The sequence below is a fragment of the Sporolituus thermophilus DSM 23256 genome (assembly GCF_900102435.1).
Lineage (GTDB): Bacteria > Bacillota > Negativicutes > Sporomusales > Thermosinaceae > Thermosinus > Thermosinus thermophilus.
Map to the genome: position 1 here is coordinate 171,367 of NZ_FNBU01000001.1, position 18,954 is coordinate 190,320.

The window sequence follows — 18,954 nt, forward strand, 5'->3', positions numbered from 1 at the left end:
CTCCTTCTTTTGGCAATTAACCTTTAACAGCGCCCATGGTCAGACCTTTGATAACATAGCGCTGGAAAATCATCGTGAGAATGATGGCCGGGGTGATAATAACCACGGCGGCCGCCATGACCGGCCCCCAGCTGACTTCGGCATAGGAGACGAAGTTGTAGATCGCGATCGGCAGCGGTTTGGTCCGGTCAGCGCTCAGTACCAGGGAAAACATGAAATTATTCCAGGAAAAAATGAAAGACAGCGTACTGGCCGTCAGGACGCCCGGTCCCGATAGGGGCAGCACTATGCGGAAAAAGGCGTTCTGCAGCGTGCAGCCGTCGACGCGGGCCGCTTCCTCCAATTCGCGCGGCAGGCCGTCGAAATAGTTTACCATAATCCAGACGATCAGCGGCAGCCCTACCAGCATGTGGCTGGCGATGACGGCCGTATAGGTGTCCACCATGCGCAGTTTGGAAAATAGCATGAACCAGGGGATAAGGTAGGAAATGCCGGGCATCAGGCGGGCAACGAGGATGACGATCCCCAGGGTGCGCTGCTTATAGCGGGAAATGGTGTAGGCCGCAGGCAGGCCGATTATCAGCGATAACAACGTTGAGCCCACAGCGATGACGGCGCTGTTAAACAGATAGCGGCCGAACTGCTGCTCGACAAAGACACGTTGATAGTTTTCAAGCGTCGGGGTAAACAGCCATACCGGGGGCATGGACACGATCTGGGCCTGCGTTTTAAACGAGGCGGAAACGATCCAAAAGAGCGGGAAAAAGAACGGTACCACCACCAGCAGTACCAGGAGATACCATAACAGCTTATGCACCAATTTGTTTGTTCCCATTGTCTCACTCCTAGTATCCAGGACTGTTGCCGTCTATTGCTCCCATGACTTGCGGAACCACAGGGTAAGAATGCTGAAACCGAGCACAAGGGCGAGCAGGGCAACCAGCACCGACGAGGCGGCGCCAAACCGGAAGTAGCCGAAGCCCAGGTTATAAGCGTAGATGTTAAGCGTTTCCGAAGCAAAGCCGGGACCGCCGGCCGTCATGGTATAGATGATGTCGAACGTTTTAAAGGCGTCAATGCTCCGCAGCACCACCGCGACCAGAATGGTCGGGGTAAGGAGCGGCAGCGTCACATAGCGGAAGACCTGAAACGGCGTGGCTCCGTCCACGAGCGCGGCTTCATAAGGATCGTTCGGCAGTGCGGCCAGGCCGGCCAGGACGATCAGCGCCACCATCGGCGTCCATTCCCAAATGTCGACGAGCGCCAGGGACGGAATAACCGCCGTCGGCGATGCCAACCACTTGGAGGGCGGCAGGCCAAGCAGCTTAAGGGCATAGTTGCCAAGGCCGATGGTCGGCTCATAAAAGAGCGTCCAGGCTAAGCCGATGGCTACCGGCGTTGCCACCATGGGCAAAAGTAGTAGGGTTTTGACCAAATTTTTTCCGACAAACTCGCGGTTAAGAATCAGCGCGATGGCTACACCCAGGACGGTTTCCACGCCAACGGCCAGAGCGGTGAAGTAGACCGTCAGCTTAATCGCATTAAAAAAGCGGGGGTCTTTAAGCATTTCCGCATAGTTTTTCAGACCAACGAAATTGCCTTGCCCGCCTTGCGCCATCGAGAGGTCGGTAAGACTGATCCAGATGGTGTAAACAACCGGGAAGGCCATCATTAATACAATAAAAATGAGTGCTGGCAGCGGAAAAAGCCAACGGATATTGCGTTCAATAAAGTCGTTCAAACCGAAGTCCTCCTAACGGGGCAAGCCATTTATTTTACAGCGTAGGTGCGGCCCTCGGGCCGCACCTACGGAAAGGGTACCGCGCTTATTTATTTTCGCCGGCTTTTTGCAGCAGGGCATCGACTTTCGCCGCTGCCTCCTTGGCTGCGGCGGCAATGTCGCCGGCACCGCCGGTCTCGATGGCTTTGACAATGACGTCGCCGATCGCGTCGCGGGCTTCGCCGACAGCCGTCATCAGCGGGCGGTCATACGGTACGGCGACAGGCGAGGTTTTCTTGGCGATGTCGGCCAGGCCGGGATGGAGCTTGGCAAGTACTTCCTGATCATTCCAGATGGAAGCACGGGAAGTTGTGTTGCCGGCCAGTTGGGCCTTCTTCATGACTTCAGGGCTGGACAGCCACTTAACAAATTCCCAGGCCGCGTCCTTGTTCTTGGACTGGGCGGAAATAGCAACGGCCCATGGTACTACGTTGTAAGGCTTAAAGCCAGCCGGGCCGGCCGGGAAGGGCGCCAGGCCAACTTTATCGGCAACTTTGGACTTGTTGGGGTCTAACAGGCCGGACAGCAGCGTGCTGGCATCGGTCCACATGGCCACCTTGCCGCTGGCAAACAGGGCTTGGGCCTGGGGCCAGGACATATTGGTCACGCCGGGCGGGCCATAGTCATGGAGAATGCGGCCATAGTACTGCAGGGCCTTAACGGCTTCCGGCGAATCGATGACCGCCTTGCCGTTTTTGATAAAGTCGCCGCCATATTCGTACAGGTAGCTGGAGAACTGGGTAACGGCGGCGCCACGCTGACCGCGGGACACGATGCCGTACATTTCGGCCGATGGGTTATGCAGCTTCTTGGCGGCCGCTTCGAGTTCCTCGAGAGTGGTCGGCGGTTTCAGGCCAGCCTGCTCAAAGAGGTCTTTGCGGTAGAAGAGCATTTCCCACTCGGTAACAAGCGGGATGGCATTAATATTATTGTTGAACGTCACGGCGTCAACGGTGGATTTGGGGAAGTCGCCCCAATTCCAGCTAGCCGGCGTCTTATTGGCATCGTTTATGTAGCTGTTAAGGGGTTGATACCAGTTATTCTTGCTAAACAGGCGGCCCTCTTGGAGCGGACGGGTCATGAAGACGTCCACCGTCGATGAGCCGGAAGTCAGCTCAACCGTAAGCTTCTGGGTAAGCTGGTCTTCAAAGTAGCTTTCCATATTGACCTTGATGCCGGTCTGCTTCTCAAACTCGGGAATTAGCGATTTAATAGCCTCGGGATACGGATGGTTGGACGCGAGGAAGCGGATCGTCACACCGGCGAACTTTTGTCCGCCCTGCCCTTGTTTGGGCTGGTTGCCGCCACCGCAGCCGGCCGCCGTCACCAAAAAGACCAGAACCAGCGCCAGCAGCAGCCATTTGTTACGGAACCGTTTCAATGTTAACCCCTCCTTAGTATTAATTATTTAAAAGACTTAATTAAGTTAACCTACACCTCCAATTTTTAAGATATAGAGTACCGTTATGGGTTATTCGCGTTATTCTATTATTTTCCTTCAGCCTGTCAGCGTAAAATTTGGCTGCAAATATGTTACTTTTTACACTTGGGGGGCAGGCTTGACTTATTTAAAAAATTGACTTATTTAGGATAACACGCCACTTTCCCACAAAAAATAGGCATAAAACCTTACGGTCTCATGCCTATTCTTTCCGCGCGTGCTGCGCAACTATTTGCTTTCAAGCCATTCCGTGTGGAAAACGCCGGGCCTGTCGGTGCGCTCATAAGTGTGGGCGCCGAAATAGTCACGCTGGGCTTGGATGAGGTTGGCCGGCAGCACGGCGCGGCGATAGCTGTCATAGTAGTCGAGGGAGGCGCTGAAGGCCGGCGTGGGGATGCCCAGCTCCTTGCAGGTTTTGACCACCAGCCGCCAGTTGGCCTGCGCTTTGTCGAGAACCGACCGGAAAAAGGGATCGATGAGCAGATTGGGAAGCTGCGGGTCGCGCTGGTACGCCTCCTTGATCCGGTCCAGGAACCGGGCCCGGATAATGCATCCGCCCCGCCATAACAGGGCCACTTCGCCAAAATCCAAATCCCACTGATATTCGGCGCTGGCCGCCTTGAGAAGGGCAAAACCCTGGGCATAGGAACAGATTTTGGAGGCGTACAGCGCGTCATGAATGGCCTGGATAAATTCGTACCGGTCGCCGGTATAACGGCCGTCCGGCCCGGTAAGAACCTTGGCGGCCGCCACCCGCTCGTCTTTATACGCTGACATGCAGCGAGCAAAAACGGCCTCGGTGATAGTCGGGGTGGGTACACCGAGATCGAGGGCGCTCTGTGACGTCCATTTACCGGTTCCCTTCTGCCCGGCCTTATCGAGAATGACTTCCACCAGCGGCAGGCCGGTAGCATCGTCATATTTTGTGAAAATATCACGGGTAATTTCAATCAGGTAGGAATCAAGGTCACCCTCGTTCCACTTGGCAAAAACACGGTGCAGCTCGTCGGCCGACAGGCCGAGGGCGTTCTTCATAATATAATAGGCCTCGCTGATAAGCTGCATATCGCCATATTCGATGCCGTTGTGCACCATCTTGACATAGTGACCGGCGCCGTCAGGGCCGACATACGCACAACATGGCCCGTCGGCCACCTGGGCCGCGATGCGGGTAAAGATCGGGGCTACTTCCTGGTACGCGTCCCGGTCGCCGCCCGGCATCAGGCTGGGCCCTTTCAGCGCCCCTTCTTCGCCGCCGGATACCCCCATGCCGATAAAGCGGATGCCCTTGACGGCTAGTTCGCGCCAGCGGCGCCGCGTATCTTCAAAGTAGGAGTTGCCGCCGTCAATGATAATATCGCCCGGCTCTAGATAAGGCAGCAGTTCACCGATCATATCATCCACCGGCTTGCCGGCTTTGACCATGAGCATGACTTTCCGCGGGCGCTTGAGCATGGCGACCAGCTCGGCCACCGAATGGGCGCCGCCAATGGCGAGGCCTTTGCCGCGACCGGCCACAAAATCGTCCACTTTGCTGACCGTCCGGTTATACACAGCTACGGCAAAGCCTTTGCCAGCCATATTAAGGACCAGATTTTCCCCCATAACGGCCAAGCCGATAAGGCCAATATCATACTGTTTTTCCATTAATTACCCTCCAGCGCAAAATTCTCCACGGCTCACAAATTCGCTTAATGGCTAGTATTTCCCTTTTGCAGAAAAGAAAAATAAGACGTTCGCGGTTCTCTCCCCCTGTCCCCTGTCCCCTTTCCCCTCTCCACTTTCCACTCGTCCACTTTCCGATTTTCAATTTGTTTTGACAATTCGCCGTTTTAGGTATAAAATGGTAGCAGGAATTAATTGGCAGCAGCTGCAATAAAATGAATAGTGTAACGAGGGAGCTCATGTTATGGGCTGAGAGTGGGCTAGCGAGCACCAGACCTCTTGACCTGATCGGGGTAATGCCCGCGTAGGAAGGTATTTTAAGCGCACCTAACCTAACCGGGTGCGCTTTTTATATTTAGAATAAGGGGGGAAACGGTTTGAAAGTCCTGATAAACGGCAACCCGGTCGAATTACCGGAAGGCATGACGCTGGCCGGGCTGGTGGCCCGCAAGGCGCTAAATCCGGCAACTATTATTACCGAACTTAATTTGGCCATTATCCCCAGAGACCGCTGGCCAGCAACCGTATTAAAAGAAAATGACCGCTTGGAAATCGTCACCTTTGTAGGGGGAGGCTAAACCAATGGCAGATGTATTGAAAATTGGCGACAAAGAACTTACCAGCCGCCTCTTTTTAGGCACCGGTAAGTTCGCGTCCAACAAATTGATCCCCGAAGCCGTCGCGGCTTCAGGAGCGCAAGTGGTGACCGTGGCGCTAAGGCGCGTCGACCCAGACAGCCGCGACGAGAACATTATCAACTATATTCCGCAGAACTGCATTTTAATGCCCAACACTTCCGGCGCCAGAACCGCCGAGGAAGCCGTGCGGATTGCCCGCCTGGCAAGAGCCGCCGGCTGCGGCAACTGGGTCAAGATTGAAGTAATATCCGATAACCGTTATTTACTACCTGATAACTACGAGACAATTAAGGCAACCGAAATTTTAGCGGCCGAAGGCTTTGTCGTACTGCCCTATATGAGCCCTGACTTAATTGTGGCAAAAAGGCTGGCCGCAGCCGGGGCGGCGGCCGTAATGCCGCTGGGGGCGCCGATCGGCAGCAACCGTGGGTTAAAGACAAAAGAGTTGATCCGGATTTTAATCGAAGAAATACCTTTGCCGATCATTGTCGACGCCGGCATCGGCCGGCCGTCGGAAGCAGCCGAGGCAATGGAGATAGGCGCGGCGGCGGTCTTGGTGAATACCGCTATTGCAACCGCGGCCGACCCGGTAGCCATGGCGAAGGCTTTTGGTCTGGCTGTCGCCGCCGGACGCACCGCCTATTTGGCCGGCCCGGGCGCTGTCCAGCAGTATGCCAGCGCCTCGTCGCCTTTGACCGGCTTCCTCCGCGAATAACCTATGAAACGAGGTCGGTAAAATGGGCACTTTTTACGACGTTATTAAAGACTATCGAAGCTTCGACTTTGCGGCCTATTTTTCGCAAGTTACCGCTAGTGACGTGCGGCACATCCTGAGGCAAGACCGGCTCAACGCGTTCGATTTTTTGGCCTTGCTGTCACCGCCGGCAGAGCCCTATTTAGAAGAAATGGCCCAAAAGGCTCACCGCTTAACCGTTCAGCATTTCGGCCGGACAATGCTTCTTTATACGCCTTTGTATTTGGCTAACTATTGCGTTAACCAGTGCGTTTATTGCGGCTTCCGGCTGAACAATAAACTGGAGCGGAAAAAACTCACTTTGACGGAAGTTGAACGGGAAGCCCAGCTTATTGCCGCTACCGGCTTAAAACATATTCTCATTCTTACAGGCGAATCCCGGCAGCATTCACCGGTTTCCTACATTAAAGACTGTGTTAACATACTGAAAAAATACTTTACTTCCATCAGCATTGAAATCTACCCGCTGACCCAGGAAGAATACGCCGAATTAATCGGCGCCGGTGTGGACGGCCTGACGATTTACCAGGAAGTGTACAACGAAGAGGTTTATGCCGAAATGCACCCCGCCGGCCCAAAACGCAATTACCGGTTTCGGCTGGAAGCGCCGGAGCGGGCCTGCCAGGCGGGGCTGCGGACGGTAAACATCGGCGCTTTGCTCGGCCTTAACGACTGGCGGCAAGAAGCATTCTTCACCGGCCTGCATGCCGATTACCTGCAGCGCCGGTTTCCCGACGTAGAAGTAAGCATTTCGCCGCCCCGGATGCGGCCGCACTTTGGCGGCTTTGCGCCCCCGGTTATGGTGAGCGACCAGAATCTGGTACAGTATGTTTTGGCCTTCCGGTTATTTATGCCGCGCAGCGGGATTACCCTGTCAACCAGAGAGAATGGGCGCTTGCGGGACGCGATGGTAAGGCTGGGCGTGACCAAAATGTCCGCCGGCTCCTGCACGGCGGTCGGCGGCCGCTCCGACCATGAGGCCGTCGGGCAATTCCAAATTTCCGATGAACGCACGGTGGCGGAAGTGGCAGCAATGCTGTATGCCCAGGGTTATCAGCCAATATATAAAGATTGGCAGGCGCTGTAACGCTGCGTCTGCCGGAACAGGAGCAAGAGCGGCATGAATACTTTTGAGCAAGGATTACTGCGTTATTTTACGGCCAATATGCTGGCCAAAATCCAGTCTGTCAAAATCGGTATTGCCGGCGCCGGCGGCCTGGGGTCAAACTGCGCTCAACTGCTGGTGCGGTCTGGTTTTAAGAAGTTCAAAATTGTCGATTTTGACTGTATTGACTACAGCAACCTCAACCGGCAGTTTTATTTTCTCCACCAGGTTGCCAAGCCGAAGGCGCCAATGCTACGGGAAAACTTGCGCCAGATTAACCCTGATGTCGAAATAGATATCGTCCAGACAAAAATAGATGAAAATAATATTAACGGACTGTTCGGGGACTGCGACGTTGTCGTCGAGGCCGTCGACCGGGCGGAATTCAAGAAAATGATTGTCGAGCATTATATCGCGTCCGGGAAACTCTTGGTCGCCGCATCCGGGCTGGCCGGCTGGGGCGATAGCGACCGCATTCGCGTCCACAAAATTAAAGATAATTTTTACTTAGTAGGCGATCTGACAACCGCGAGCGGGCCTGACTGCCCGCCGGTGGCACCTTGTGTAAATATTGCCGCGGCCAAACAAGCCGACGTAATTCTTAACTGGGTTTTAGGACCAATAAAAAAAGGGGGCAACTAGTGTGGATAGACAAACGGCCTTAGCCATTTTGCACCGCGCCGACATCTACGGCATAACTTCGGAAGAGCACTCGCTGGGACGCAGCAATGTCGAGGTAGCCCAGCTCATGATCGCGGCCGGCATTAAGGTAATTCAGTACCGGGAAAAAGACAAGAAGGCGCGCCTTATGTATGAGGAGTGCTGTAAAATTCGCGAGCTCACCCGCGCCGCCGGCGTACTGTTTATTGTTAACGATCACATTGATTTGGCTATGTTGGTCGAGGCTGACGGCGTGCATATCGGTCAAGACGACCTGCCGCCGGCCAAGGTTCGCGAGCTGGTGGGCAAAGAGATGCTTATCGGCCTGTCAACCCACAACCCGGCCGAGGCCCAGGCCGCCGAAAAAGCGGGTGTTGTTGATTATATCGGGGTCGGCCCCATCTATGCGACTCAAACCAAAAAGGATGTCAGTGCTCCGGTTGGGCTGGAATACCTTTCTTATGTCGCCCAAAACATTTCCCTGCCCTTTGTGGCCATCGGCGGGATTAAGGAGCATAATCTCGCCGAAGTCATCCGCCATGGCGGCCGCACCGTCGCCTTAGTAACGGAAATTGTCGGCGCGGTGGATATCAAGGCAAAAGTCCAGGCCCTGCGCGCGAAATTTACATGATTTACCATTGACGAAACAGCACGCAGTCTGCTATAATTTAAAGCTGTCTGGGGTTATAGCTCAGTTGGTTAGAGCGCTTCGTTGACATCGAAGAGGTCAGCGGTTCGAGTCCGTTTAACCCCACCAGCGTCGGGGCGTAGCTCAGTTTGGTAGAGCGCCATCTTGGGGTGGTGGAGGCCGCTGGTTCAAGTCCAGTCGCTCCGACCATAAACTTTCGGGGTGTAGCTCAGTTTGGTAGAGCGTTCGGTTCGGGACCGAAAGGTCGTAGGTTCAAATCCTGTCACCCCGACCATCCAAAATTTTAACGCCAACCATTGCGGTTGGCGTTTTGTTTAGGCTTTGCATGAAAAAGCGCACTGCGCCTATTAAAAACCACAAAGGACGCTAAGGACGCTAAGGGTATACCGGGCGCGACGCATGTCGCGCCAAAAAAGAAAAATTCTTCGCGTAACTTCGCGCGTGCCCTTTGCGGTAAAAGCTTATACTTTCTGACAATGAGGCATAAAGGCCGCCCGACGGGCGGCCTTTGTCATTTATAGCTTTTTATTTCAGCTGGCATTTGCCAGTTTGCTAATTTCCGCCTTAATCTCTTCCCACACAATAATCGGCGCTTTAGCAAATCCGTTGAAAACCGTCGCCGAAGCGGAAGTGTAGGAGCCGCAGGCCGGCACTAAGATAAGGTCGTCCATCGCCAGCGGCGGCGTCAGTTTATCACGGAACAGGACGTCCAGCGAGTCACAGCTCGGCCCGGCGAAGGTCGCCGCGATTTTCGGCCCGCACTTAAAGGTCTCCAATTCAAAGTCCCAGTGGTCGAAGATAATGCCGGAGAAAGTACCGTACAGGCCTTCATCCAGGAAATACCACTGCTGGCCGTTACGCTGCTGCACGCCGATGACGCGGGTAATAAGGTTGACAGCCGTACCGCAGATAAAACGGCCCGGCTCGGCCCATATTTCGGTATTGGGGAAGTACTGGGCCAAGGCCGTGCGGATCTGGCTCATCATAGCTGCCGCATCCACCTTCATGCCAATCGCCGGGATGGGAAACCCGCCGCCGATATCCAGAATACGCAGATTAAACCCTTTTTGGGCCGCAGCGTCGAAAATCCGGCGGCAGGCCGCCAGGGCGTCCACATAGGCGCCGGCGTCGGTCGACTGGCTGCCCACATGAAAACAGAGACCGGCCACGTCCAGCCCCTGCTCGCGGGCAATCGTCAAGAGACGGAGCGCTTCGTCGGGGTGGGCGCCAAATTTTTTATTCAAGTCGACCAGGGCGTTGGGATTATCGACCCGCACCCGAAGCAGCACCGTGCCGCCCGGGACCGCCTTGGCCATCTTATAAATCTCGCTTTCGCTGTCAAAAGTAAATTTGCGCACACCGGTTTGCCGCGCCGCCGCCAACCCGGACGCGGTTTTCACCGGATTGGCGTAGACAATGCGCTCGGGCGCGATGCCCATCTGGGCCAGGGCCAGGATTTCGCCGTCCGAAGCCACGTCAAAACACGCGCCGAGACCGGCGAGCTCGTCAATAATGCGCGAGTCCGGATTGGCCTTCATGGCATAATAGATATGCACGCCAGGCAGGTGTTCTGCCAGGAAATTGTAATTATAACGGATTTGGTCGCGGGACAACACCAACAGCGGGGTGCCATATTTGGCGGCCAGTGCCTCCACGGCCGGTTGTGACAATTTGAATATTTTTTGCATTAGTCTGCACCTGCCTCTCGATTATTCGCTTTCCTGATTGTATCATAAACAGCCAAAAGTGCAATAGCAAAGGCAGGAAAAATTCAGGGAGTAACAGAGGCGGCAAGCCCAATAAGCTGCCGCCTCTTTAGTTAAAGCACCTGGCTGATGTGCATCGCCCGGAACTTGCCCGCGCTTTTCGCGGCCGCCTTATTCAGTTGCACCAGGCAGACAGGACATTCGGTAACGACGATTTGGGCGCCCGTCTGCTCGATATTGGCTCTTTTCTTGTCAAGAATCGCCTCCGCAATGTCAGGATAATCAATATGGAACGAACCGGCGCCGCCACAGCAGGTATCGGCGCCAGGCATTTCGACGTAATCCGCTGCCGCAGTGAGCAGCTGTCGCGGCTGCTTTTTGATCCCCTGGCCGCGGCCGAGATGGCACGGCTCGTGGAAGGTAATCTTCACAATGCTGCGTTGCCTGGGCTGATAGCCCACCTTTACCAGATATTCGCTGAGGCCCATAATCTTGCGGCTGAACGCGGCCGCCCGGTCTTTCCACTCCGGGTCGTCGGCAAAATAGGAAGCAACGTGTTTGAGCATGCCGCTGCAGCTGGCGCAGTCGCTAACCACCACATCAACGTCTTCAAACAGGCGGATGTTTTCTTTCGCCAGTTCCAGAAAATCGCCGCGCAAGCCGTGGGCCAGGTGCGGCAAGCCGCAGCACACATTGTCCACCAATTTCGGCTCGGACAGCGTGCGTAAAATCGCCACCGTCTCCCTGGCCGCCTCGGGAAACATCATCCGCATGCCACAGCCATAGAAATAGGCCACTTTAGCATTCGCCGGGAGACTTACGCTCCGATGGGGCGCCGGGCCGCCGAGGGCGGCCGGGCCGGCAAAATTGGCAAGATACTGCTCGCGGGTCAACCCACTTGGTGCCATACCGAAAGGCACGAAACGGTTTAACCCCACTTTGCGCAGCACGCCCAGGGCCCCGGCCGACATTTTGACCAGCGTCCGGTGTTTCAGCATCGTGCCGAGCGCCTTATACTTTATACCGGCGCCGGACTTGTCGGCAAAGTACTGCCGGACGGCCATCATCGCCTCATCGGTTTTGACCTTGCTCGGACAGTTGTCGACGCACGTCCGGCAGAGCAAGCAAAAATTCATCGCTTCCAGCACGTCAGGCGTGGGCTCAAACCCGCCCTGCACCAGCGCGCGGGCGATGTTATTTTTGCCGCGGGCGCTGGACGCTTCAATATCTTTTACGCCAAACAGCGGACATACGGTCAGGCAGGTGCCGCAGCGGTCGCACTGGCTGACGATGCTGCTCACCTTTTGCAAAAGGTCGCGTTTATCGGTATTGCTCATGATAAGCTCCTTCTAGCAAATATTTACCATATTTTCCCGGGATTTAAAATGCCTTTCGGGTCGAGCGCCTGTTTAATCGCTTTGTGCACCCTGATACCCCCTTCACCCAGGGCACTTATCGTATACGGCCGTTTAGTAATGCCAATGCCGTGTTCGCCGGACAGCGTGCCGCCAACGGCCAGGGCCTCGGCAAAGATCTCGTCAACCGCCTTGTGCACCCGTTCGGCTTCTTCGGGATTAGACAGGTCGCACAAGACCGACGGGTGCAGGTTGCCGTCGCCGGCATGGCCATAAACGGCGATAGGCAGGTTGTATTTTTCGGAGATTTTGCGGATGCGACGGACCATTTCGGGAAATTCGTTGCGCGGCACCGAAATGTCCTCACCCAGCCGGTTGGGCGCCATGGCCCCTACCGCCGAACTAAGGCCGCGGCGGATTGCCCAGATGTCTTCCTCTTCCTGCTTCGATTGCGCGATGCGCACTTCCGCAACGTTAAAGCCGCGGGCAATCGTCGCGATCTGTTCGGCTTGCTTATCAAGTTCTTCCTTATTATCGCCGTCGATTTCGATAATAACGCAGGCCTCGACGGCCTGATCGATATCGAGCTTGCGATGGCGGGCCACCGCCTGAATACTCATTTTGTCCATCAGTTCGGCCGCCGCCGGCACAACGCCGGACTGCAGCATCTTATGAATAGTGGCGCAGGCGTCGTCAAGGGAGTAGAACATAAGCTGCAGCGTGTTACGCGCCTTGGGCATGGGGATAAGCCGGAGCAACACCTTGGTGATGATGCCCAGCGTGCCTTCCGAGCCGGTGAACAATTGGGTAAGGTTATAGCCGGTTACATTCTTAATGGCCTTGCCGCCGGTTTGAATAACCGTGCCGTCGGCCAGCACCACTTCCAGGCCCATCACATAGTTGCTGGTAACACCATACTTGACGGCCCGCATGCCGCCGGCGTTTTCGGCGACATTGCCGCCGATGGTGGAAAACTTCCAGCTTGCCGGGTCAGGCGGATAGAATAAGCCTTTGGCCGCACAGAAATTGTACAGGTCAACCGTCCGCACCCCTGGTTCGACGGTGATCATCATGTTCTTCTCATCGAATTCCAAAATCTTGGTCATCCGGTCAAGGCATAAAGAAATACCGCCGGCCAGGGGAATACTGCCTCCGGTGCGGCCACTGGCCGCTCCCCGCGGCGTTACCGGGATGCCATGCTCGTTGGCCAGCGCCATTACTTGCGACACTTCCTCCGTCGTAAGGGGACGGACGACAACGTCAGGGTTATTGGCGGGCACGAGCGGAACAAAAGACGAATCATAAGAGTAGCCAAAACGGTCGATGTTGGAATCGAGCACGTTTTCGGCGCCAACAATGGCGCGCAGTTTTTCTTTAATTTCATTGGCTATCATTGCAGCACCTCCGTGTGAAATGCAAAAAGCAGCCTCCGCTTCTGGCGGTTCAGGGCCGTCACCTTGTAGTTGCCATTTTATTTAAATCATTCGACATATTTAAAAGGCACTCCTTTCTAATCTTTTGACAAAAGCGGCAAAAGTTAAACGCCTTGCCAAAACCGCCTACCATTGCCGCCAAAATTTGCGGCCGGTTAGCGGCAATAAAAAGCTGCCCGGGGTAGAGGGCAGCTGTAAAAACTGGATGTCATTGTTTCAAATTTGGTAAAAAGCGCTTTGCGCCAAGTCTACTACCCGAGGCTGCAGCCCTTTTGCTTGTACATAGTCCGCGCCGGCGGCAGTGGTGATAACCGTGCTGCCTTGCCCGCAGACATAGCCGTTCACCATAATAACCTTACCGTTTACTATTGTCATAAAGGCCTGCTGTCTAGTCAGGTCAAGCACGGTAATGTCGGCGTCGGCGCCAGGCCGGAAATGTCCTTTGTTCATGAGGCCAAGAATACGGGCCGGGTTATAGCTGGTTTTCTGGACAAACTCTTTCAGCGTCAACGCCTGTAGTTTGACAAGGGACAGCCCCATTTCGACAATAACATTGCGGGGGATGCCGCCGCCATCGGTGCTGATGGCGTCGACGACAAAACGGCCGTCAGGGCGCTTAGCCGTGGCCAGCCGCAGCCGCGGCTCAGGCGGGTTGACATTGAAGCTGACAGTGGTATCGGTTTCTTTTTGTCGCCAGTACGCTGCCGCTTCCGGGCCGGTAGCGAGCACCACTTCGCCACCCGCTTCCATGTTGATTTGGGCCCAGCCGGCCAAAATGGCCTCCTCCAAGCCTTGTTCGGTCGGCGCAAACCCGCCGGCTTCAAGACATTTCCGGGTTTGCAGGCTTTCCGGCGCTCCTTGCGCGCACCTGGCGCTGGTACCGTTAAGGGGCGAAAGGTACGACTCACAGCGGATGTTGGGGTTAGCAATCAGGGCGGCAATGGCTTCTTCTGCTTCCTGCATCCAGGGGCGGATCACCCCCCGCGTGTAGCTGTTAATATGAGCAATATGCAGCGCCTGGCCTTGCGCCAGTTCGATCGCTTCGAGAAAGCCTTCAATGTTAGAACCTTTATTTAAGGTGCCGCAGTGGAAGGCAATGTAAGCCTTATTTTGATTGGCTACTTCGATGGCCCGGGCCGTAGCGTCAGGCGTTAGTGGGTAGTGACCGCCGAGCAGTTTAAGGCCAATAGCCCCCTTTTTTAGTGACCTGTCCAGCAAGTCCTGCAGTTCAGCCGTGCCGGGATTGGTGTCCTTTACGGTGTACTCAGGCCGCACATACTCAATCGTGGCGACATTCAGGCCCACCCCGTAGTCGCGGGCCAAATCGAGGACACTGTCGACCGGTCCGGCCATGTCCAAGGTGGTCGTAACCCCCGCCTTGGCCAGCATCTTGTGGCCAAATTTGCCGCCAATCCAAGCCGATATGTGCGTATGCAGGTCGACAATGCCGGGTACGACATGGTAGCCGCGTAGTTCGATTACTTCCTGGGCCAGAGTGGGAGCAATATCCGGCGCAATCTCCGCGATTTTACCGTCCTTAATGGCAACGTCCGCGACCTCTTCGCGGTCGGTGGCATAGTCAACAACCGTGCCGTTTTTTAAGAGTATGTCATAGCGATAAGCCATGTCCTTCCCCTCCTAATGGCTAAACATCCTGCAGGCTATCCGAATCAGCACCGCGAGCAGCTGACTAATAGTCTTATCCTTGATTTATCTGGGGTCGGAAATATGAAAATGTATCAATTGTGTAAAAAGGGATTGCGTTTCAAAAAAAGAGCCATTTTCAAAATCCGCAGTTAAAGCGGAGATTTTAAAATGGCTTATACCAAATTACCATAGTTCCAAACTTTTGCAGAACCCTTATTAAGAAATTTAATCTAGCACTGATTTGGTTAATAATACTGCGGGCGCCGGTCGGCGAATACCGGTACTTTCCGGCGAATTTCCGGCACGATCCCAAGATCAATATCGGCAATAATAACCTGTTCTTCGGTTTCGGACCCCTCGGCCAGAACTTCGCCCCAGGGACTCACAACCAGGGAATGGCCGAAGAAGGTGTTGCTATGGTCTTGGCCCACCCGGTTGACGGCAACGACAAACATCTGGTTTTCAATGGCCCGGGCCTGGCTCAGGATAAGCCAGTGCCGGCCGCGGACCGCCGGCCATTCGGCCGGTACGAACAGCACCTGCGCCCCTTTTAGCGCGAGCGCGCGCGTCAGTTCGGTGAACCGGAGGTCATAGCAAACGATGCCGCCGGCCTTGCCAAAGCTGAGGTCAAATAAGCCTTGTTTATCGCCAGGAGCCAAATATTTTTCCTCATTCATCATCGGCACCAGGTGAATTTTACTGTATTTGCCGATCACTTCACCGGCGCTGTCAATAACATAGATGGTGTTATACACCTTGCCGTCGCGGATTTCGGCGATTGAACCGCCGACAATTTCGACGCCGTTGTCTTTGGCAAACTTCTGCAGCATTGTGACGGTAGGCCCGCCATCAGGCTCGCCAATCTCCAGTAATTGGTCAAGCACATAGCCCGTTGTCCATAGCTCGGGCAGCACGAACAACTTGGCGCCAGCCTTGGCGCCTTGCTCCAGCATGGCCAGCGCCTTTTGGCGGTTAGCCTGGACATCGCCCAGGACGATATCCATTTGCAGCAGTGCGACTTTCATTACTCAACCATCTCCTCACCCAGCACCACCACTTCGTAATGGTGGGTAATTTTACGGCAAAAATATTTGATATAGAAATACCGGTTATTTAGATATATTACTTTATGGGGCAAAATACACCTGCAGGAAATTGGCCATCTTTTCGGAAAATTCTTGGCGCCAGTAAATCACGCCCAGCGCTACCGTCTGGCATTACCGCATAATATTTTTTTACCCTACCACCGTCCGCGCAAGCTCCCGGGAAATATTGCGGCAGCCCGTTTCTTTAATCATCAGCGTACATAACAAGCCAAGCACAAGCACCAATGCACAGCCACCAAACGCTACCTGAAAGGCTTGCTGCGAATAGATCCTAACCCCGTGCTCCATAGCGCCCTGCCATTGCCGATCCAGAACCCAGCCAAAAGCGGGCTGCATGAGCGCGGCGCCTACGAAACCGCCGGAGTTGCCTACCCCGGCCGCGATGCCCGTCAGTTCCGGCGGATTGACTTCTTTGGTGCAGGCCACCGCCATGTTGACTCCGGATACCCCGAGTCCGATACCGAAACAAAGCGGATAGAGCGCCCATACCGGGGGTTTCCCGCCATTCCAGACCGTCAACACCAGCCATACCGCCAAGAAAAACACGGTATTCCAAATATACGGCCCCCGCCGCAGTCCTAACCGGTCGGAAATAACTCCCAACAATGGCCCGCCCACCATAGTGCCTAACGCCATCGCCATGATGTAATTAGCAGCTTCCGTACGCGGCATACCGTAAACTTGCATGAAGTAAGGAACGGCCCATATGCCCATAAAGGCCATATACACGCCGTAGATTGCCACGGCCGCCAAAACCGGCCACCACGTATGCGGATTGCCAAGCACAGTTTTCAAAGCCCTTCCAATGCCGCTTCTCCCATTGACCTGTTGACTGCCGGCATCACGCTCAATGCCCTCAATCTCGGCAAGCGAAGGCAAACCGACATCAACCGGGCGATCCCTCACCATGAGCCAGCAAAATCCCGCCATTAGCATGGAATAACATCCAATTAAAACGAAGGCTGTCCGCCAGCCGAAAGCATCGACCACATACGCCAGCGGTGTAGCGGATAACAAAAACCCGGCGCTGCCGGCGACGACAATTAGTCCGGTCATTGTGCCGAATTCCCGCAGTCGGAACCATTCAGCATGAATTTTCACGATGCTGACATAGATCAGACTTACGCCTAAACTAGCGAAAAAGCGTCCGGCGTATAACCCGGCAATACTGCCGGACCAGCTGAAAAAAAACGCTCCCAAGGAAGCAGTGACTAAGGCGGCCGTTACGATGAGTCTTGGCCCGAAACGATCGGTTAATATTCCTGCCGGCAGCTGCATGACGGCATATGTATAAAAGTAAATGGAGGCTAAATTGCCCATCTCTGACGCCCGTTCGATTGCAAAATCGCGCATCAGGTTGTCCGTCACCACGCCCATCACCGTTCGGTGAAAGTAAGGGGTAAGAAAAGCCAGGGCGAGCGGCAGCCAAATCAGCCATCTCCGCCGATGATATTCCTGCATAATTGCCGTCGTTATCACAACATCCCTCCGTTAGCCGCTGTTTACTGCCATTAAATATCTCTTCCTTTTCTTGGCCGAAAATCCTGCCCAATTTACATTATTTACCGCTTCAAATCCTAATTCTCCCGGCCGCGCCTGTCTTGGCAAAGTATACTATGCTTATCAATGCTTACGAATGTTCAAGCAAACCCTATAACGCAAAAGGGCGGGACAATCCCGCCCTTTTACTATTTCCTTTGCCAGCTGCATTATCCGCAGTTTTTTCTCCCCGCTTGGGTTAAGCCCTTCGCCGTGCTACAGCGCTATCAACCACAGGATATTTTACTGATAAGATCATCAACGAACTGCCTGGCAATCCGGCCGGAACGGCCCGAATGGGCCATTTCCCAGCGCAGCGCCTGCGCCCGGAGCTCAACGGACGGTAAGTCAATGTTGTTTTTGCGGGCGATGTCTTCTACTATCTTAAGATACTCGTCCTGGTTCGGCGAGGGATAGGTCAGCGTAATGCCAAACCGATCCGCGAGGGAAATTTTTTCGTGAATGGTATCTTGATGGTGGACCTCATCCCCGGCGCGGTCCTGCCACGACTCCCGGATTAAGCGTCTGCGGTTTGACGTAGCATAAATCAAAACGTTATCCGGCCGTGTTTCCAGCCCGCCGTCCATCACCGATTTTAGCTGTTTATAGCCTAATTCCGACTCCTCAAACGACAAATCGTCAATAAACAAAATAAACTTTTTGCCCCACTGGCGGGCAGCGTTCATAACCGCCGGCAAGTCCTGAAGGTCATTTTTCGTTACCTCGATAAGCCTGAGCCCATCTTCATAGTAGCGATTGGCCAGCGCCTTCACCGACGAGGACTTCCCCGTTCCCCTGGCGCCGACCAGTAGCACGTTGTGGGCAGGTTTACCGGCAAGAAAAGCCTCGGTGTTACGGAGCAAGGTCTTTTTCTGGCGCTCATAGCCCACAATATCTTCCAGTCGTATCGGGTCGATGTGCCTGACCCCCACCAGACCTTTTTGCTTATCCCACCTAAACGCTCGGCAGCCGGCCATTTCGCTGTAACCATACCGGGCATAATGCTCACAGAGCAGCGCGGCGACCTGCTCAGCCGAATACCGGTCGGTACTGTCCAGCAGCCAGTCCTGCACCTCAGCAATATTATTGTCCCGTTTTTGATAAGTAGGGTTATAACTCAGCACAATGCTGTCAAAACCGCACTGCTGACTCTGCCTAAACACTTTTTTAAGGATCGTTATATCGTAAGCAGCAGCCTTCAGCAGGCTTGCTCCGACTTTGCCTCCGGTTTTCTCCGCCGTCCTGCTGAAAACATTATTATCGAAGCTGACAAGATGAATTATATAGCTATTGAGGAGATTGCCCGCCAGCCCCAGCTCCTCCGCTTTTACAATCAGTTCCCCGGCCAGGTCTCCCCTTAGCTTCGGGCATTCGTCCTTGGCAAAAGCCATTAACTTTTTGATTACCTCATCTTGCAACAGATTTCTATAAACCAACAGTTGTTCAAGTTCGGAAAAAATCCTCGCCATTTTTAGG

General features: G+C 54.5%; 16 protein-coding genes, 3 tRNA genes and 1 riboswitch. Of the genes, 8 read left to right on the top strand and 11 right to left on the bottom strand.

From position 1 onward, the window contains the following. Positions 1-16: 16 nt before the first annotated feature. The 4 genes from BLQ99_RS00855 to gnd form a co-directional block, all read right to left on the bottom strand. Positions 17-835, bottom strand: coding sequence for a carbohydrate ABC transporter permease (locus tag BLQ99_RS00855; protein ID WP_093687201.1), 819 nt, complete (start codon positions 833-835; stop codon positions 17-19). A 33-nt stretch (positions 836-868) separates the two neighbouring features. Then, the gene (locus BLQ99_RS00860; protein ID WP_216093609.1) at positions 869-1,741 is read right to left on the bottom strand and encodes a carbohydrate ABC transporter permease; all 873 of its coding nucleotides are present in this window, start codon (positions 1,739-1,741) and stop codon (positions 869-871) included. A gap of 85 nt (positions 1,742-1,826) precedes the next feature. After that, a complete protein-coding gene (locus BLQ99_RS00865; RefSeq protein WP_216093610.1) occupies positions 1,827-3,161 on the bottom strand; it encodes an ABC transporter substrate-binding protein in 1,335 nt (444 codons plus the stop codon). 288 nt (positions 3,162-3,449) lie between these two features. Then, positions 3,450-4,868, bottom strand: coding sequence for a decarboxylating NADP(+)-dependent phosphogluconate dehydrogenase (gene gnd / locus BLQ99_RS00870; RefSeq protein ID WP_093687203.1), 1,419 nt, complete (start codon positions 4,866-4,868; stop codon positions 3,450-3,452). 237 nt (positions 4,869-5,105) lie between these two features. Further along, a riboswitch (TPP riboswitch) is annotated at positions 5,106-5,214 on the top strand. A gap of 49 nt (positions 5,215-5,263) precedes the next feature. Between gnd and thiS the strand changes: the two genes are divergently transcribed. The 8 genes from thiS to BLQ99_RS00910 all read left to right on the top strand — a co-directional run bounded on the left by thiS (position 5,264) and on the right by BLQ99_RS00910 (position 8,966). Beyond that, on the top strand, positions 5,264-5,464 hold the full coding sequence (gene thiS / locus BLQ99_RS00875; protein ID WP_093687205.1) for a sulfur carrier protein ThiS: 201 nt from the start codon (positions 5,264-5,266) through the stop codon (positions 5,462-5,464). A 4-nt stretch (positions 5,465-5,468) separates the two neighbouring features. Continuing rightward, positions 5,469-6,239, top strand: coding sequence for a thiazole synthase (locus BLQ99_RS00880; protein ID WP_093687207.1), 771 nt, complete (start codon positions 5,469-5,471; stop codon positions 6,237-6,239). 22 nt (positions 6,240-6,261) lie between these two features. After that, the gene (gene thiH, locus BLQ99_RS00885) at positions 6,262-7,365 is read left to right on the top strand and encodes a 2-iminoacetate synthase ThiH (RefSeq protein WP_093687209.1); all 1,104 of its coding nucleotides are present in this window, start codon (positions 6,262-6,264) and stop codon (positions 7,363-7,365) included. Between the two features lie 33 nt (positions 7,366-7,398). Next, positions 7,399-8,025, top strand: a complete 627-nt coding sequence (gene thiF / locus BLQ99_RS00890; protein ID WP_093687211.1) for a sulfur carrier protein ThiS adenylyltransferase ThiF — start codon at positions 7,399-7,401, stop codon at positions 8,023-8,025. Between the two features lies 1 nt (position 8,026). Continuing rightward, entirely contained in the window at positions 8,027-8,674 is a 648-nt protein-coding gene (gene thiE / locus BLQ99_RS00895; protein ID WP_093687213.1) for a thiamine phosphate synthase, read from the top strand. Between the two features lie 49 nt (positions 8,675-8,723). Then, positions 8,724-8,800: transfer RNA gene (locus BLQ99_RS00900), tRNA-Val, on the top strand. Between the two features lie 4 nt (positions 8,801-8,804). Next, positions 8,805-8,881, top strand: a tRNA-Pro gene (locus BLQ99_RS00905). 8 nt (positions 8,882-8,889) lie between these two features. Continuing rightward, a tRNA-Pro gene (locus tag BLQ99_RS00910) sits at positions 8,890-8,966 on the top strand. A gap of 256 nt (positions 8,967-9,222) precedes the next feature. Here BLQ99_RS00910 and BLQ99_RS00915 read toward each other — a convergent pair. The 7 genes from BLQ99_RS00915 to BLQ99_RS00945 form a co-directional block, all read right to left on the bottom strand. Further along, complete coding sequence (locus BLQ99_RS00915; RefSeq protein WP_093687215.1) at positions 9,223-10,380, bottom strand: type III PLP-dependent enzyme; 1,158 nt, start codon at positions 10,378-10,380, stop codon at positions 9,223-9,225. Positions 10,381-10,511: 131 nt separating this feature from the next. Continuing rightward, a complete protein-coding gene (locus BLQ99_RS00920) occupies positions 10,512-11,735 on the bottom strand; it encodes a (Fe-S)-binding protein (protein ID WP_093687217.1) in 1,224 nt (407 codons plus the stop codon). Positions 11,736-11,758: 23 nt separating this feature from the next. After that, complete coding sequence (locus BLQ99_RS00925) at positions 11,759-13,147, bottom strand: FAD-binding oxidoreductase (protein WP_093687219.1); 1,389 nt, start codon at positions 13,145-13,147, stop codon at positions 11,759-11,761. 255 nt (positions 13,148-13,402) lie between these two features. Further along, positions 13,403-14,812, bottom strand: coding sequence for a dihydroorotase (locus tag BLQ99_RS00930; protein ID WP_093687221.1), 1,410 nt, complete (start codon positions 14,810-14,812; stop codon positions 13,403-13,405). Positions 14,813-15,078: 266 nt separating this feature from the next. Continuing rightward, the gene (locus BLQ99_RS00935) at positions 15,079-15,858 is read right to left on the bottom strand and encodes a carbon-nitrogen family hydrolase (protein WP_093687223.1); all 780 of its coding nucleotides are present in this window, start codon (positions 15,856-15,858) and stop codon (positions 15,079-15,081) included. Positions 15,859-16,068: 210 nt separating this feature from the next. Then, on the bottom strand, positions 16,069-17,418 hold the full coding sequence (locus tag BLQ99_RS00940) for an MFS transporter (RefSeq protein ID WP_245690200.1): 1,350 nt from the start codon (positions 17,416-17,418) through the stop codon (positions 16,069-16,071). A gap of 287 nt (positions 17,419-17,705) precedes the next feature. Then, the gene (locus tag BLQ99_RS00945; protein ID WP_093687225.1) at positions 17,706-18,947 is read right to left on the bottom strand and encodes an ATP-binding protein; all 1,242 of its coding nucleotides are present in this window, start codon (positions 18,945-18,947) and stop codon (positions 17,706-17,708) included. Positions 18,948-18,954 lie beyond the last annotated feature (7 nt).